The organism is Secundilactobacillus paracollinoides DSM 15502 = JCM 11969 (genome assembly GCF_001311135.1).
GTDB lineage: Bacteria > Bacillota > Bacilli > Lactobacillales > Lactobacillaceae > Secundilactobacillus > Secundilactobacillus paracollinoides.
Genome location: NZ_BBAG01000039.1, coordinates 18,213 through 32,470, shown reverse-complemented (window position 1 = coordinate 32,470; position 14,258 = coordinate 18,213). Strand labels below are relative to the sequence as shown.

Genomic DNA, 14,258 nt, shown 5'->3' with positions numbered 1-14,258 from the left:
ACCGATAAAAATGCAGTTTTATGGTTCTACTGTTTTGAAAATTAAATCCACCATCTCGCTAAGATTAGTGTCTTGATGGTTGGGATTAGTCTTAAATGCATTATTGGTTTCGTTCATTGTGAAGCCCACAAACACTGACATTAAAGTCTTTGTATACAGGTCGATTGTTGTCTCATCAGGAAGTATATCTTGTAACAATCGAATTAGAATTTGAATAACATCTTGGAATGCTGCAGTTAAGTCAGCAGATTGGTCTTGAGCCGGTAAAAAAAGCAGTCGATTCAAGTGAAGATGATCCATACAAAATTGATGAAAGACTTTAAAGTACATATTAATTGCGTCTCGTCCGGATAAACCTAGCATGCCCTCTAATAATTCTTGCTTCAGGGATTTAAAAAGTGAAATACTCATTGCTATTCGTATCTCACCTAAATTATTAACATGATTGTATAGGGACTGTGACTTGATTCCCAAAGACCGTGCTATTTTCGGCATCGTAAGGCTATCAAGTCCATCTTTATTACCAATGTTTATTGCGGTTTCTGTGATTGCTGTCATGTTGATATCGCGTCGTGTCATTATTGGTTCACCTCAACACAATTATATTCCTAGAGATGATAATTTACAATTACAATAAGTTGTAGTAAACTGCATATTGGATTTAAAAACTACATTATGTAGTTTAGGAGGAATATAATGAATCGATCAAATGAATTACTTGATGTACATGGTAGAAAATATAATCGCATGTTGCTCGTTTTGTCGTTATTACTAGGTAGTTTTACGACTTTTATGACAGTCACAATGTTGATCAATGCATTTCCAAGTTTAATGAATGATTTTAACGTTTCGGCAGATACTGTTGAATGGTTAACGAATGGAACAATGCTGGTTATGGGAATCATGGTGCCGATAAGTGCCTTTTTAATGAATCGTGTATCAACAAAAGTCCTTTACCTTTCGGCGATGGCACTATTCATTGTTGGTTTATCTTTGAGCGCTGTGGCCACTAATTTTACAGTGCTGCTAATTGGACGCCTTGTTGCAGCGATTGGAACCGGAATTACGGCGCCACTTGTTCAAACAACGCTTCTAACGATATACCCAGTAAATGAACGTGGCATGGCAATGGGATTGAATGGTTTGATTGTCGCACTTGCACCTGCTGTGGGTCCTACGCTTTCAGGATGGCTATTGCTTCATTATTCTTGGAGAATGTTATTTTTATCAGTTTTACCAATTGCTAATAGTAGTTTTCCTTTTGGCACTTTTTTCAGTTAGAGATGTTTTGGAGAACACGCATCCCAGCCTGGATATCGTGTCGATCATTGAATCTTCTGCTGGATTTGGTTTGTTACTTTATGCTTTTACGGAAGTTGCTACCTGGGGTTGGGAGAATTCAAAATTTTACGTCTATCTCGTTATTAGTCTTATTTTGATTTATCTATTTGGGTGGCGTCAATTTAAACTAGACAAACCAGTTTTAGACTTGTCGATTTTAAAGTCGGGTCGATTCTTATTGACCACCATTATTGTCGCCATTAACTATATTGCCATGGTCGGTATTGAAATGGTGTTCACTTTGTATATTCAAACTATCATAGGGGAGTCAGCTTTCCATGCTGGGCTACTACTATTTCCTGGCGCCATTGCTGTCGCTATAACGTCAATGATTTCTGGTCGAACATTTGATAAGGTCGGTGCAAAAGGAATGGGATTAGCAGGCTTTATTTTAATTATCTTGGGTGGATTATCAATGACAAAGTTAGATAGTTCTTCATCGCTCATTTATATTATGGCTATTTACGCAGTGCGAATGATTGGTATTGGGTTGGTTTTAATGCCAATTACGACAGCTGGTATGAACTCTCTGACTATCGATAAGATGAGTCACGGCACAAGTATTAATAATACTTTCCGGCAGGTTGCTGGTTCGATTGGTACAGCTGTATTGATGAGTATTTTAACAAACGAAACTAAATCCAACATGCCTGTAAAACATGTGCTTACAAGAACACCTTTGTTATACAAGCGCCTTGCTGAAACTGCCGAACTAAAAGGGTATCATCTGGCATTTTTGTTTTGCGTATTTTTCTGCGTGGTGGGCGTTGCTTTGGTGCTGTTTTTACCTAACGATAATTCCGTTAAGGAGGGGTGATCATGATTATTTTGTTTCTCTTAATAATGATTGTACTATTCTGTTTCAGCACAATCATGCTTTTTAAGAATAAATATTATGGGGGATTAGCATTAATCAGCTTAATTGCAGTCTGTGGGTCGCTTTGGCTAATCTATAAAAATGATAATGATAATTTAGGCATGCATTTAAAAACTGATACGACAAAAGTTGAGTTAGATAGTAGTTATGCTAGTCCGATTCCAATGATTGTTTATAAGCAACTTGGAACTACTCAAAACATGAGTGAGCGTATTTATCTGTTTAAACCAAGTGTGTATGGCACACTAAAGAAAACGAGCCAATCCCATTTTCATATTAAGGTTGTGGATTCTAATAAAAAGGAAAAATCAGCCAAACTCATGACTCAAACTCGCCGATATGAATACAAAAACAAGTTGTGCCATATTCTTTTCTTAGGGAGTACTACGAATCGACGACAGTCTTCAACTTATACTTTTGAAATTCCCCAAAACTGGTTAGTTGTGGAAGTAAAACAAGCGAAGTTGTTACCAGAAATGATTAAACGGGAACAATCAAAAGTGAAGGTTAAAGTAAATGCATATATCAAAACCGAAGTTCAAAAAAAGGTTATGCAGGCGGTGAAAATGCAGGCCCCAGAGCTGGTTGCATCACAGTTAAAGCAGGCTATTGAAACCAATCCATCTTTATTAACCAATCAAGCTTCCTATAACCAGGAAAAGCGTATTATCACGGAAAAAGTCACGTCAGAATTAAAAGTTAAAACAATGAAGCAGGTTAAAAATAACGACTTGCCGGAAATTAAGCAGCAGGGTAAAGCATATAGTAAGCAATTGTTGATTAAGTCGTTAAAGCAGGAGCTGGGCTCATGATCTTTGAGCGATAAGTGCCATCATTTTTATTGTTCCAAGGAAAGGTCACTGCTGGTCTATTTTGTGGTTGGGTTTAATATAGATAACGAAAAGCTCACAATATTAGGTTGTCAATATGCTACAGGGTGATAATACCAATCTATAAATACCTTAATTTATGAAATGGTGAATTCACTTAGAAAGTGATTTCATTTTGTTAGAATATAGTTTCAATGTTAAAGCAGTTTAAACCCAGAATAATGTGAGGACGATTGATAAAATTAACATTGACTAAGAATAAGTCGAAATCAGCACGATACCAGCAATAATTAGATAAAATTAAAGGTGAGATCATATCACTATTGCACGTAAAACAACCGTTGCGTTGTGCTGAAAGGAAGCCACACCCATGAAAATTTATGTATACAATGTTCGTCCCGATGAGATTGCGTTTATCAAAGATTGGCAGGCCAATCATCCAGATGTTGAGCTGGCAATGACTGAAGACTTCCTGACAGTCGACACGGTGCAAAAAGCTGAGGGGTCCACAGGCATTTCAGCCCTACAGACGATCCCGTATCCGCGTGAACTCTTCAAAAAAATGGCGGCCATGCAGATTACTTTCCTGGCTTTACGAAACGTTGGTGTAGACAACCTTGATCGGCAAGCAGCCAGTGACTATGGCATCAAGATCAGCAACGTTCCCGCTTATTCACCATATGCCATTGCTGAATTTTCCGTCACCCAGGTATTGAATCTGTTACGACGGACGAAATACATTGCGCAGCAACAGTTAGCTGGTGACTTCCACTGGTCACCTGATTTTATGGGTCGTGAGCTGCGTAAGCAAACTGTTGGTGTCATTGGCACCGGCCGAATTGGACGGCACGCAATGGTCATTTATCAGGCATTTGGTGCAACGCTAATGGCATATGATCCGATGATTGAAGCGGGGGAGCATGATGGCGTGACATATGTCTCAAATCCTGAGGCTATTTTTAAAACTGCCGACATCATTACGCTGCATGTCCCAGCGGTGAAGAGTAATTATCACCTCATCAATGCCGAGACACTGAAGCTCATGAAACCAACCGCTATTATTGTGAATACGGCTCGGGGTGCTTTGATCGATCTGGACGCACTGCAGACCGCGTTAGCTAATCATGAGATTGCGGGTGCGGCACTGGATGCATTTGAAAATGAAACAGCTGCGATGCAGCAGTACAACACCACCGAAAAATTAACCGATCCGCAGTTGATTGCACTTGGGAAACTACCTAACGTTCTGTTGTCTCCACACATGGCCTTCCACACGGACGTGGCAGTGACGAATATGGTGAATGGGTCTCTGAATAGCCTGCTGGAGTTCGGTCGTCAAAACCGGGCAGAGTTTCAGGTAGAATAATTAAAAAACGTCTAAAAAACGGTCACCGAGAATCTATCGGGCGACCGTTTTTAAATTAATTTGTATATTTGTTCGGCAACGTGTGCGCAAATTGGTCGAAGAACGTCACAATTTCTGCCAGTGAGTCAGAACTCAGATACAGCTGTCGATTCTCCGCTGGCGCAAACCCGGCATCATAGCTATTTTCCAACATCGCCACCATGGGATCGAAAAAATGATCAACATTGTAGAGTACAATGGGGACTTGATGCAGATCCATCTGGCTCCAAGACAGTAGCGAGTTAAACTCTTCTAGAGTACCGAACCCGCCAGGCAATACAATGAACGCATCACAGAGTTGCATCATTTTCGTTTTCCGCTCATCCATGGTTTTTGTTTCGATAAATTCAGAAATATTTTGGTCGCTGATCCCGCGCTGAATCAAAAAGCGGGGCATGACACCAATAATCTTTCCGTTGCGTTCAGCGGCCGCTGCGGCCACTGTCCCCATGAGTCCTTTACTGCCGCCACCATAGACCAGTGTGTCGCCGTGGTCCGCGATGTATGTTCCAACGACTTGGGCTGCGTCAGTGAAGTGCGCGTTTAGCCCGTGATTTGAGCCGCAAAAAACGCCAATATTTTTACCAGATGCTGTCATGTGCAAGCCTCCAAATAGTGAGGGCCTCAATTGAAACTTCAATGCGCCCTGTTTTCAATAGCTTACGTTTATCACAAACAGAATGCAAGGTGATGTGATTGATCTTAAGGTTACTTTTGAAGCGTTAACTAAAAGGCCGTTGATTTCTTAAAACAGGCGGTAGACCGTCTTTAACTTCATAGACGGCTGATGAGACCTTTAGCAGCAATCAAAGCTGATAACGGTATTTTAATCGCTTACATTCAATGATAAAAAAGAACTCGAGGATTTCCTCAAGTTCTTTTTTGAACGCTCATTTAAATATCATAATCAGAATCATTCATTGCTTCAACATTCCCCAACAGATACCCGTTCCCAACCTGTGAGAAGAAGTCGTGGTTAGCCGTTGAAGTTGAGATCCCGTTCATGACGATTGGATTGACATCTTCAGCTGTATCTGGGAAGAGGGGGTCTTGCCCAAGGTTCATCAAAGCCTTGTTGGCATTGTAGCGGATAAAGGTCAACACTTCATCCGTCCAGCCGACTTGGTCGTACACGAGGTGGGTGTATTTTTCTTCGTTCTCGTACAGTTCGTACAAGAAATTATACATCCAATCTTTGATTTCCTGCTGTTCATTTTCGCCCATTTGGTTGTACCCTAACTGGAATTTATAGCCAATGTAGGTGCCGTGAACAGATTCGTCACGCAAAATTAATTTAATGATCTCAGCGACGTTTGGCAGCTTATTGTGACCCAGATAGTAGAGTGGGGTAAAGAAACCGGAATAGAACAAGAAAGTTTCCAAGAACACGTTCGCAATCTTCTTCTTGAGCGGATGATCATCATCGTGGTAGAGATCACGAATACGGATCGCCTTGTTTTGCAGGAATTCCTCCGAATCACTCCAGTCAAAGATCTCATCGATTTCATCCGGCGTATTTAACGTTGAGAAAATGGATGAGTAACTCTTGGCATGAATGGATTCCATGAACTGGATATTGTTTAAAACAGCCATTTCATGTTGCGTCCGCGTATCCTTTCGTAAGGAAGCCATTCCATCTTGGGACTGCAGGGTGTCCAGCAAGGTGAGCCCGCCAAACACGTGACCGACGACCCAACGGTGCTTATCGTCAAGTTCCCGCCAGTCATCTAAATCGTTAGACAGCGGGATCCGCGTGTCCAACCAAAATTGTTCGGTTAATTTTTCCCAGGTTGCCTTGTCGATCTGGTCATCGATGGCATTCCAGTTTATTGCATGGTACTGCTCAGTCATAGTGGGACTCCTTTGTATAGTTGACTAAATAACACAACTTTCACACTGGTTTGCACCGATCTCATTATCATCGTCGGTGAAGGTCCGAACGTAGTAAATGGACTTGATGCCTTTCTTGTAGGCATAGTTCCGTAAAATACTCAGATCACGCGTGGTCATCTTATCGGTTCGGCCATCCTTCCATTCATATAAACCAGCTGGAATCGTTGAACGCATGAACAGCGTCAAACTCATGCCTTGGTCGACGTGCTTTTGCGCAGCGGCGTAGACGTCGATCACCTTACGCATATCGGTATCGTAGGCTGATTTGTAGTAGGGCATGGTGTCGTTTGACAGGTATGGTGCTGGGTAATAAATATTTCCGATCTTCTTTTCTTGACGTTCTTCGACCCGGTTAATGATGGGATGTAACTAGCGGTTGTATCATTAATATACGAGATTGAGCCGTTCGGTGCAACTGCCATCCGGTTTTGGTGGTAGAGGCCATCGGTCATGATTGCCTGTTTCAAGGCTTCCCAGTCGGCCTTTGACGGCACAAAAATACCTTCAAAAAGTCCCTTGACCTTGTCAGATTTTGGTTCGAAATCTTGGCTGCCGTCTAAATACTGGTCAAAGTAGGTGCCGTCAGCGTAAGCGCTCTTGTCGAATTTGTAGAAGGATTCATGACGTTCCTTCGCAATTTCATTTGACGCCTTCAGTGTCCAGTAGTTGAGCAGCATAAAGTAGGTGCTGGTGAATTCCAGAGAATCTTCATCACCGTAGTTCATGTGGTTCTTGGCAAAGTAACTGTGCAGCCCCATGGCACCCAGACCAATCGTGTGTGACAGGTGGTTCCCACGTTGAATGGATGGGACAACATCAATGTCTGAGTGGTCTGTAACGAAGGTCAAAGCACGGACCATCGTTTCAACGGAGTGGCCAAAGTCAGGGCTTGCCATTAAGTTAACGATGTTGGTTGAGCCAAGGTTACATGAAATGTCGCGCCCCATGGTACTGTATTCTTGCTTATTGTTTACGGTTGACGGGGTTTGAACCTGCAAAATTTCTGAGCACAGGTTACTCATGACGATTCGACCGTCAATGGGGTTGGCCCGGTTAGCTGTGTCAATGTTGATAATGTAAGGGTAGCCGGATTCCTGTTGGAGTTTCCCAATTTCAGTTTCCAGTTCCCGTGCCATCATCTTCTTTTTGCGGATGTTTTTGTTCGCCACCATGTTGTCGTATTCTTCAGTAATGTCAACATAGGAGAATGGCTTGCCGTATTCGCGTTCCACATCGTAGGGACTAAAGAGGTACATCTCTTCGTTGTCTCGGACGAGGTCGTAAAATTTATCTGGTACGGTGATGCCAAGGGATAACGTCTTTAACCGAATCTTTTCGTCGGCGTTTTCCTTCTTAGCAGAGAGAAAGGCGACGATGTCTGGGTGAAAGACGCTCAAATAAACGACACCGGCACCTTGACGTTGACCCAACTGGTTAGAGTAGGAGAAACTGTCCTCCAACAACTTCATCACTGGGACGACACCGCTTGCTGCGCCCTCAACGTGCTTGATAGGATCGCCCGCACCACGCAGGTTTGAGAGGTTGATACCGACACCACCGCCGATTCGAGACAGTTGAAGAGCGGAGTTAATGGTTCGACCAATGGTGTTCATGTCATCGGTAGACTGGATCAAGAAACATGAAACAAGTTCCCCACGTTGCTTTCGACCAGCACTTAAAAAACTGGGCGTTGCTGGTTGGTAGCGTTGGTGAATCATTTCATCAGCAAGATCCATGGCCAGCTTTTGGTCACCGTCTGCGAAGTACAGCGCGTTCATTGCAACCCGGTCAATGTAGTTTTCCAGATATAAATCGCCGTCATTTGACTTCAATGCATACTGCGCATAGAACTTGTAGGCTGCCATAAATGACTTAAAGTGGAAGTTTTGCGACTTTAAATAAGCGTACAACTGTTCTACGAAATCAAAGGGATACTGGTTTAAAAAGTCAGCCTCGATGTAGTCGTTATCGATCAGATAATCGAAACGGGCACGGAGCGTCTCGAATTGTTTCGTATTTGGCTTCACATTTTGGGTTAAGAAGGCGTCTAAGGCTTCCTGATCCTTGTTCAATGGAATTTGACCATTGACTGGGATATTGATCTCGTTGTTGAGGTCGTAGTAGGTCACGTCGGTAAGATCTTTCAGGGACATTTGGTAAACTCACTCTTTTCTTTGGTTGATTAGTTCGGTAAAATAGATTAGTTAGCGTCATGAGTCGATAAGAATAGAAAAGTGACGATTCATTGGTATGCATCGTCACCTAAACGCGGTTCAATTATATCGAAACTAAACGGCCAATTGTTGGAGCTTAGCGGGTTGGAATCCGCTAAACTGAAGATCGCCGTTGGCTTCAACGACGGGTAAGGATTGAAACCCGTTTTCCTTCAGGTAATCAATGTATTGGGGTTCCTCATTGATGTTTCTTTCATCAAAGTCAACGTGGTGTTCCGTGAGAAAACGCTTTGTCATTTTGCATTGCATGCAGTTGTTTCGTGAATATACAGTTACTTTTGCCATTCCTATCACACTCCTATGTGCTATGTAGCTTGTTAATAATTAGAGTTTACACCAGATATAGAAAATAGCAACTATTCCAACACCATATTTAGTACATTTACGACCTGTGTCTCGCCGAGGGCGTGCTCACTGAATTTTAGTAAGTAAATTATATTTGTGTGTCAAAACGGGAGCACTGGTCAAATTTGTAAGAAGGAGGTAACGGATTGAGAGCTGACGATGAAACATATATGAACGCAGCGTTAGATGAAGCACGCAAGGCAGCCTTGATTGGTGAGGTGCCGATTGGCGCTGTTGTGTGCATGAGGGTGTCATTATTGGTCGCGGGCACAATCTGCGCGAACACAGTCAAGATGCGGCTGACCACGCAGAAATGATCGCCATTCGCGAAGCCAACGCAGCGTTAAATAGTTGGCGCTTGATCGACTGCACGCTCTACGTCACGTTAGAACCCTGTGTGATGTGCAGCGGAGCCATCATTAATGCTCGAGTCGATCGCGTGGTGTTCGGTGCCCGTGATCCGAAGGCTGGCGGGACGAAAAGTCTCTATGAAATTCTGACTGACGACCGGTTGAATCATCAAGTTGAGATTCAGGAGGGCGTGTTAGCGGATGAGGCAGGGCAGCAGCTCAAGACATTTTTCAAGGCTACGCGCAAGCGACACAAACGGGAACGACAAGAAAAATCGCGTCGTGCGTTAAATCAAGACTAGCGTTCATTTCACATCTGTGTTATTCTAGTAATTGCCGTAAGGCCTTGAAGCAAGGGCGGACTAACGAATCGTGTCAGGTCCGGAAGGAAGCAGCACTAAGTTTGCTCTGCTTTGTGCTTCAAGTTGATATGATCTTAAACGAGAGCTGGCTCATCCATTTGGGCTGGCTCTTTTTCTTGCAATGCGCGTCAAATTTGGGCCCATTATGTTTCGATTAAGTCTGGGATGGATTGCGCGCATGAGTAGAATTTTTACCCTAAACACTATATAATGAAAGTTCAAGAAAAAAACTAAGAGGGAATGTAGTCATGAGTTACCAAGCCTTATACCGGGTGTGGCGGCCGCAGCGATTTGACGAAGTGATCGGTCAGTCGCTGATCACCCAAACGTTAAAGAACGCGATAAAAACGCATCAAACGAGTCATGCTTATTTATTTGCCGGCCCCCGTGGGACTGGTAAGACGTCCATGGCGAAAATTTTTGCGAAGGCTGTTAACTGTCCGAACCAAAAAGATGGTGAGCCCTGCAACGACTGTGAGATCTGTAAAGCAATCACGCAGGGGACACTTAACGATGTTATCGAAATCGATGCGGCTTCCAACAACGGGGTTGAAGAAATTCGCGACATTCGTGATAAAGTGAAGTACGCGCCGACGGAAGCCGAATTTAAAATCTACATTATTGATGAAGTGCATATGCTGTCAACAGGGGCCTTTAATGCATTGCTGAAGACGCTGGAGGAACCACCGGCAAACGTGATCTTTGTGCTCGCAACAACTGAACCGCACAAGATTCCAGCAACCATCATTTCTCGGACACAACGGTTTGATTTTAAACAGATTCAGGCCAAGGATAGTCTGGATCGAATGACCTATATCTTGAATGAAAAACATGTGACCTACGATGAAGAAGCGTTGAAAGTCATTGCCAAAGCGTCCGAAGGTGGGATGCGGGATGCCCTTAGTATCCTGGACCAAGCCATTTCGTTTGGTGATGATACCGTGACGTTGGACAACGCGCTGTTAGTGACTGGTTCGGTGCGAAAAAAACTCCTGGTGCAGTACTTGGATCAGGTGGCCGATAATGACACGCAGCAGGCTCTCGTTACGATTCAGGATGTCCTCGCTGATGGGAAGGACCCTGAGCGGTTTACCGAAGATTTGGTTAATTTGACCCGTGATTTGCTGCTATACCAGCAATCGCCGGAATTAGTTGCCGAGATCGAATTGGATCAGGTCGATGATCAATTTAAGACCTTAGCCACGAAATTGTCACCGCAACGGTTATACGATATGATCGATGCCCTGAATGACATTCAACAACAGATGCGATTTACGACTCATGAGGACGTTTATTTGGAAGTCCTCACGGTAAAATTAGCTGGTATTAGAGGTCAACAGCCGGTTGCCAGCCAACCAGCCGTTTCAGCAACTCCAGCTGACCAGGACGTCATCACGCAGTTGCAACGCGAGGTTCAAAGCCTCCAACAGACGGTTTCAGCGCTTCAACAGCAACCAGCTGGAACCGCACCAGCTGCCGTGCAGCCACAAGCACCGGCGCAATCTAAACCGGCTCACCGGGCGGGCGCGTTCCATATTAATTTGGAAAAGATTTATCCGATCCTTGGTTCAGCAACCCGGACCGCTTTATCGGACTTGCAAAGTAATTGGCCGGAGTTGATTCAGTACTTTGATAGTCCGCGAAAGCGTGCCATGATGAAGATTGCAAAACCCGTTGCGGCAAGTGACCGTGGTGCGGTGATTGCCTTCGATGACAGTTTTATTGTCGAGCGGGCGGATGATGACAACTCATTTAAAGACGATATTGAAAATGCACTTGACCGCGAAACGGGTCACGTGCCGGATATCGTTTTTGTCCCAACTGGTGAGTGGCCGACGATTCGTAAGAATTATCTGAAACAGCACAAGGTGCATCCAGAAGGTGAGCCTGAGGGCGATTCGTCAGCGGCTGTTGAGACACAGGAAACACAATCAGAAGACCAGCAGCCAGAAAACGACCAAATGGTGAGTGAGGCACAACAGGTCTTCGGTGAAGATATCAGCGATATAATAGAAGTTAAACAAGATTAATAAAGGTGGTTAACACAATGATGCGTGGTATGGGCAACATGAATAACATGATGAAACAAATGAAGAAAATGGAAAAACAACTGGCAGAAGAACAAAAGGTCATGGAGGCCAAAGACTTCACCGGCGTTTCTCCTGACGAGATGGTGAAGGTTACCTTTGCTGGTAAGCGGGTCATGACTGACATGACCATTGACCCTAAAGCTATCGATCCAGATGACCCTGACATGTTAAGCGACTTGGTCCTTGCCGCCGTTAACGATGCGTTGGGACAGATCGATGTTGAAGGTAAGCAAACGCTGGATAAGTACAGCAACGGGTTACCAAAGTAGGTAAGACAAGCAGTTAAATCGAGGTTAGAACATGCAATATCCAGAACCTATCGCCCAACTGATCGATAGTTATATGAAACTTCCCGGCATTGGCCAAAAGACGGCGACCCGGTTGGCATTTTTTACCATTGATATGAATGGCGATGACGTCACCCGGTTTGCAAAGTCGTTGATCTCCGCCAAACGGGACCTTCATTTCTGCTCGATTTGCGGCAACATCACGGAATCTGATCCCTGCGACATTTGTAGGATAAGACGCGTGACCAGAGCCAGATCCTGGTGGTCGAACAGGCCAAGGACATCATGGTGATGGAAAAAATGAAGGAGTACCACGGGTTATACCACGTGCTTAACGGGGTATTATCACCAATTGAAGGCAAGGGGCCGGAAGACTTAAACATTTCTAGTCTCTTGAAACGCCTCCAAACGAACGAGGCAGTTAAGGAAATTATCATTGCCACTAACGCGAATCCAGAGGGTGAAGCTACTGCGATGTATCTGTCACGGCTGATCAAGCCGGCAGGCATTAAAGTGACCCGACTCGCACATGGATTGTCAGTGGGTACCGACATTGAGTACGCGGATGAAATGACGCTGTTCAAAGCGGTTGAAGGGCGTACTGAAATGTAACGAAGGGACGTGTCACAATGTTTGGGTCACGAAAGCAAAAAATTCGGCAAGAGTTTGATAACAAACTGTTATCATCGATTGATTTGGCAAAACAAGAGTGGGATCACGCGAAGGAAACCGAAGAAGCGGTCTCGGATGTGGATGAAGATATTACAGCACAAACGGTCCTGGCTCGGCAGAAATACCTGTTTTTGTACCGGGAAGCAAGGCTGAGGAAGGTGCATGGACAGAGGATTCAGTCTTCGGTGTTTGATTATTAGAGAGCGTGGAAGAAGGCGGTTAAGGGGCAGAATGTAAGGGACTTTGGCAGAAATCCCCGATTTTGGGATTTTTGCCAAAGCCCCTTACATGGCCGCCTCTTGCCTTCTGGAACGCGTTTCGGCACGGAGGCCAAGAAAGACTGTAGCAAGGAATTCACAGAGGCAAAAAGAGTTGAATCCAGGTTGTGGCTTCAAAGCCAGAGTTGGCATACGCAGGATCCCTCTGCTTGGCAGAAACGCGTTTCGGCAATATAACAGTAATGCTCGTCGCCGCTCAATCGCTGGTGACTCAACAGACAAATTGTTAGGTAGTTTACAATACACAAGTCAATAGTAAGACCAAGCCCCGACATGTTATTTCGGGGGTTGGTCTTATTGTTTGGTCTTTTTTAATCAGTTGTCGCTGGCTTTAGGCTTTAGTAGAGTGGTATTGGAAATGAACGGGTTGTAATTTTGCTGAGCAGGATCCACACTTGCGCGTTAGGTTGAGTTTTGCTAAAGTCCCGGTCAACGTAGTGGCGTTGCTAATTTGGCGTCTAAACGTGTTCCAGGAAGCAGGGAGCTCCTGTGTAAGGGACTCTGACAAAATTTCAGGCCCAAAAATTTCTGTCAGAGTCCCTTACACTCCGCTCCCTAAACGCTTCCTTCCACACTCTCCCAGTTGTACAACCCCCGCGAATCAAGTACAATAAATCTAAATCAAAAAATTGGAGTTAAGACCATTGTCCGGATTATTTATTTCATTTGAAGGCCCTGATGGCGCTGGAAAAACCACCGTTTTAGAGGCCGTTACCAAGACCGTAGGCGCACAGTTAGGCGATCAGCTGCTGGTCACACGAGAACCCGGCGGCAACCAGATTTCTGAAGCCATTCGGGATATTATTTTAAATCCTGAAAATACAGAAATGGATCCACGAACTGAAGCGTTATTGTATGCGGCAGCTCGACGTCAACATTTAACTGAGACGATCTTGCCGGCGCTTCGACAAGGGAAAGTGGTCCTCTGCGACCGCTACGTTGATAGTTCAGTTGCCTATCAAGGCGCTGGTCGTCAAATCGGTGAACAGGCTGTTTATGACATGAACACGTTTGCGACAAATGGACTGTTGCCTGATTTGACCTTGTATTTTGACGTCCCATCAGAGGTCGGGATTGCGCGAATCAAGGCCCATCGACAAGATGATGTTGATCGGCTTGATCAAGAGGCGCTAGCGTTTCACAAACTGGTTCGGGCGGGGTACCTTCGTTTACGGGATGCATACCCAGAACGAATCACGACCGTGGATGCAACGCAACCCCTAAATACCGTTATTCAGACCGCTACCGACTTGGTCAACCAGGCAATCGCGAACCGCTAACCATAGGAGGAACA

General features: G+C 44.4%; 12 protein-coding genes, 1 other RNA gene and 3 pseudogenes. 11 read left to right on the top strand and 5 right to left on the bottom strand.

The window, feature by feature from the left end; translation table 11 throughout:
• Nucleotides 1-18: 18 nt before the first annotated feature.
• Entirely contained in the window at nucleotides 19-579 is a 561-nt protein-coding gene (locus tag JCM11969_RS11815) for a TetR/AcrR family transcriptional regulator (RefSeq protein WP_054711482.1), read from the bottom strand.
• A 117-nt stretch (nucleotides 580-696) separates the two neighbouring features.
• On the opposite strand from JCM11969_RS11815, the gene JCM11969_RS19220 reads away from it, so the two are divergent.
• From JCM11969_RS19220 to JCM11969_RS11800, 4 genes are all read left to right on the top strand, one after another.
• The gene (locus tag JCM11969_RS19220) at nucleotides 697-1,281 is read left to right on the top strand and encodes an MFS transporter (protein ID WP_225353279.1); all 585 of its coding nucleotides are present in this window, start codon (nucleotides 697-699) and stop codon (nucleotides 1,279-1,281) included.
• Nucleotides 1,262-2,158 (top strand): MFS transporter, encoded by an 897-nt coding sequence (locus JCM11969_RS19215; RefSeq protein ID WP_225353278.1) that lies wholly within the window; start codon nucleotides 1,262-1,264, stop codon nucleotides 2,156-2,158. Before JCM11969_RS19220 ends, JCM11969_RS19215 begins: the two co-directional genes overlap by 20 nt.
• A 2-nt stretch (nucleotides 2,159-2,160) precedes the next feature.
• Complete coding sequence (locus JCM11969_RS11805) at nucleotides 2,161-3,030, top strand: DUF4811 domain-containing protein (protein ID WP_054711479.1); 870 nt, start codon at nucleotides 2,161-2,163, stop codon at nucleotides 3,028-3,030.
• Nucleotides 3,031-3,418: 388 nt separating this feature from the next.
• Nucleotides 3,419-4,414, top strand: coding sequence for a D-2-hydroxyacid dehydrogenase (locus JCM11969_RS11800; protein WP_054711476.1), 996 nt, complete (start codon nucleotides 3,419-3,421; stop codon nucleotides 4,412-4,414).
• 55 nt (nucleotides 4,415-4,469) lie between these two features.
• Here JCM11969_RS11800 and JCM11969_RS11795 read toward each other — a convergent pair whose 3' ends face one another.
• The 4 genes and pseudogenes from JCM11969_RS11795 to nrdH all read right to left on the bottom strand — a co-directional run bounded on the left by JCM11969_RS11795 (nucleotide 4,470) and on the right by nrdH (nucleotide 8,865).
• Nucleotides 4,470-5,051, bottom strand: coding sequence for an LOG family protein (locus tag JCM11969_RS11795; protein WP_054711473.1), 582 nt, complete (start codon nucleotides 5,049-5,051; stop codon nucleotides 4,470-4,472).
• Between the two features lie 296 nt (nucleotides 5,052-5,347).
• Nucleotides 5,348-6,304: a class 1b ribonucleoside-diphosphate reductase subunit beta gene (gene nrdF / locus JCM11969_RS11790; protein WP_054711469.1), complete on the bottom strand. Its 957-nt coding sequence runs from the start codon at nucleotides 6,302-6,304 to the stop codon at nucleotides 5,348-5,350.
• Between the two features lie 24 nt (nucleotides 6,305-6,328).
• A pseudogene (nrdE, locus tag JCM11969_RS11785) lies at nucleotides 6,329-8,499 on the bottom strand (class 1b ribonucleoside-diphosphate reductase subunit alpha).
• Nucleotides 8,500-8,634: 135 nt separating this feature from the next.
• Nucleotides 8,635-8,865 (bottom strand): glutaredoxin-like protein NrdH, encoded by a 231-nt coding sequence (gene nrdH / locus JCM11969_RS11780; protein WP_054711467.1) that lies wholly within the window; start codon nucleotides 8,863-8,865, stop codon nucleotides 8,635-8,637.
• Between the two features lie 230 nt (nucleotides 8,866-9,095).
• Between nrdH and tadA the strand changes: the two are divergent.
• From tadA to tmk, 7 genes and pseudogenes are all read left to right on the top strand, one after another.
• Nucleotides 9,096-9,577: pseudogene (gene tadA / locus JCM11969_RS11775) on the top strand (tRNA adenosine(34) deaminase TadA).
• A 36-nt stretch (nucleotides 9,578-9,613) separates the two neighbouring features.
• Nucleotides 9,614-9,713, top strand: an RNA gene (ffs, locus tag JCM11969_RS17190) — signal recognition particle sRNA small type.
• Between the two features lie 172 nt (nucleotides 9,714-9,885).
• Nucleotides 9,886-11,667: a DNA polymerase III subunit gamma/tau gene (gene dnaX, locus JCM11969_RS11770; protein WP_054711461.1), complete on the top strand. Its 1,782-nt coding sequence runs from the start codon at nucleotides 9,886-9,888 to the stop codon at nucleotides 11,665-11,667.
• A gap of 17 nt (nucleotides 11,668-11,684) precedes the next feature.
• The gene (locus tag JCM11969_RS11765) at nucleotides 11,685-11,996 is read left to right on the top strand and encodes a YbaB/EbfC family nucleoid-associated protein (protein WP_054711459.1); all 312 of its coding nucleotides are present in this window, start codon (nucleotides 11,685-11,687) and stop codon (nucleotides 11,994-11,996) included.
• A 31-nt stretch (nucleotides 11,997-12,027) separates the two neighbouring features.
• Nucleotides 12,028-12,626 (top strand): annotated as a pseudogene (gene recR, locus JCM11969_RS11760) (recombination mediator RecR).
• Nucleotides 12,627-12,643: 17 nt separating this feature from the next.
• Nucleotides 12,644-12,886 (top strand): YaaL family protein, encoded by a 243-nt coding sequence (locus tag JCM11969_RS11755; RefSeq protein ID WP_054711452.1) that lies wholly within the window; start codon nucleotides 12,644-12,646, stop codon nucleotides 12,884-12,886.
• A gap of 722 nt (nucleotides 12,887-13,608) precedes the next feature.
• Nucleotides 13,609-14,244 (top strand): dTMP kinase, encoded by a 636-nt coding sequence (tmk, locus tag JCM11969_RS11750; protein WP_054711450.1) that lies wholly within the window; start codon nucleotides 13,609-13,611, stop codon nucleotides 14,242-14,244.
• Nucleotides 14,245-14,258 lie beyond the last annotated feature (14 nt).